General features: G+C 67.3%; 3 protein-coding genes. All 3 read left to right on the top strand.

What is annotated here, in order from left to right:
• Positions 1-343 (top strand): ABC transporter permease subunit (locus tag I71_RS25500; protein ID WP_042700427.1); only part of this gene is annotated, 343 nt, incomplete at its 5' end.
• Positions 336-986 carry an amino acid ABC transporter permease gene (locus I71_RS25495; protein ID WP_042700425.1) on the top strand — a complete coding sequence of 217 codons (651 nt, stop codon included), beginning with the start codon at positions 336-338 and terminating at the stop codon, positions 984-986. The genes I71_RS25500 and I71_RS25495, both read left to right, overlap by 8 nt.
• Positions 973-1,554 carry an amino acid ABC transporter ATP-binding protein gene (locus I71_RS25490; RefSeq protein ID WP_244434048.1) on the top strand — a complete coding sequence of 194 codons (582 nt, stop codon included), beginning with the start codon at positions 973-975 and terminating at the stop codon, positions 1,552-1,554. Before I71_RS25495 ends, I71_RS25490 begins: the two co-directional genes overlap by 14 nt.
• Positions 1,555-1,650 lie beyond the last annotated feature (96 nt).

Below are 1,650 nucleotides of genomic sequence, written 5' to 3'. Positions count from 1 at the left end.
CGGCATCGAGCCGACGCGAAAGGCCCAGATCGAGGCCGGAGCCAGCCTGGGCATGACCGGCCCGCAGATCTTCCGCTATGTCGTGCTCGGGCCGGCGATGGCGAAGATCTGGCCGGCGCTGACCAGCCAGATCGTCATCGTCATGCTGGGCTCGTCGGTCTGCTCGCAGATCGCGGCGGAGGAGCTGAGCTTCGCCGCCAACTTCATCCAGTCCCGCAATTTCCGGCCCTTCGAGGTCTATTTCCTGGCGACCGCGCTGTATCTGGCGCTGGCGGTGGGGCTGCGATGGATCTTCAGCCTGATGGGGCAGCGGATGTTCGCCAAGGGGGTGTCGCGTGCTTAACTTCACCCTGTGGGACATCCTGTCCAACCTGCTGCTGGCGGCGCGCTGGACGGTGCTGCTGTCGCTGATCGCCTTCGTCTCCGGCGGGGTGGCCGGGCTCTTGCTGCTGGTCGCCCGCGTGTCGCCGGTGCCGCCGCTGCGCATCGCAGCAAAGCTGTTCATCGAGGTGTTCCAGGGCACGCCGCTGCTGATGCAGCTGTTCATCGTCTTCTTTGCATTGCCGCTGATCGGCATCGAGACCTCGGCCTGGACCTCGGCCGCCGTCGGGCTGACGCTGTTCACCGCCGCCTATCTCGCCGAGATCTGGCGCGGCTGCGTCGAGGCGGTGCCGAAGGGCCAGTGGGAAGCCTCGGCCAGCCTCGCCATGACCTTCGGCGAGCAGATGCGCCACGTCATCCTGCCGCAGGCCCTGCGCATCGCCGTGCCGCCGACCGTGGGATTCTCGGTGCAGGTGGTGAAGGGCACGGCGGTGACCTCCATCATCGGCTTCGTCGAGGTGACGAAGGCCGGGACCATGATCACCAACGCCACCTTCCAGCCCTTCCTGGTCTACGGGCTGGTCGGGCTGATCTATTTCGCCCTGTGCTACCCGCTGTCGCTGTCGGCCAAGGCGCTGGAAAGGAAGCTCAATGTCGCCCGTTAAGACACCTCTGGTGAAGCTGTCCGCCATCCGCAAGTCCTTCGGCCCGGTGGAGGTGCTGAAGGGCGTCGACATGGCGGTGCAGGAGGGGCAGGTCGTCGCCATGATCGGCCGCAGCGGCTCCGGCAAGAGCACGCTGCTGCGCAGCATCAACGGGTTGGAGCGCATCGACGCCGGCGTGATCGAGGTGGACGGCGAATGCGTCGACCCCGGCCAGATCGACCTGCGGGCGCTGCGCCAGAAGGTCGGCATGGTGTTCCAGCAGTTCAACCTGTTCCCCCACCTGACCGCCGGCGAGAATGTCATGCTGGCGCTGAAGGTGGTGAAGAAGCAGGACAAGGCTACCACCCGCGCCGCCGCGGAATCGGCGCTGGCCAAGGTCGGGCTGGGGCACAAGTTCGACGCCTACCCGTCGCAGCTGTCGGGCGGCCAGCAGCAGCGCGTCGCCATCGCCCGGTCGCTGGCGATGGCGCCCAAGGTGCTGCTGTGCGACGAGATCACCTCGGCGCTCGACCCCGAACTGGTCGCCGAGGTGCTGGGCGTGGTGCGCAAGCTGGCGGAAGAGCGCTGATCATGGCGTCTGCCGAGGCGACCAAGACCTCGCCGGACGGCGCGCATGCGGTGTCGCACCGCGTCATCGCCGACCATCTGCGCTCCACCTCCTTCC

Source organism: Azospirillum sp. B506 (genome assembly GCF_000333595.1).
Lineage (GTDB): Bacteria > Pseudomonadota > Alphaproteobacteria > Azospirillales > Azospirillaceae > Azospirillum.
Note: the sequence above shows the minus strand (reverse complement) of the source record. Positions and strands in the feature narration are given on the sequence as shown.